This is a genomic window from Cellulomonas sp. GbtcB1 (assembly GCF_019091725.1).
Lineage (GTDB): Bacteria > Actinomycetota > Actinomycetes > Actinomycetales > Cellulomonadaceae > Cellulomonas.
In genome coordinates this window covers 1-233 of record NZ_JAGXJG010000620.1, presented here as the reverse complement: position 1 = coordinate 233, position 233 = coordinate 1, and the positions used below count along the sequence as shown (strand labels likewise).

Annotated in this window: 1 pseudogene; it reads right to left on the bottom strand. The window is 81.1% G+C overall.

The annotated features are described in order from the left end of the window. A pseudogene (locus KVT14_RS21575) lies at positions 1-233 on the bottom strand (VOC family protein); the annotation flags it as partial.

Below are 233 nucleotides of genomic sequence, written 5' to 3'. Positions count from 1 at the left end.
ACCCCTTCGGCAGCAGGCCCGCCGGGCCCTCGAGCCGCGCGGGGAGCGAGCGCCACGGCGTCGCGGGCGGCGGCGCGACCAGCTCGGCCCCGCCCTCGCCGACCAGCCGGGCCGCCGTCGCCCGGGTGTCGGCCACCTCGAACGCGCCCCGCTCGTGCCGGGCGACCTGGCGGCCGACCTCGGCGTCGTCGATCAGCCGCTGCTGCGCGGGGTTCGCGATCTCGAGCGTCGCG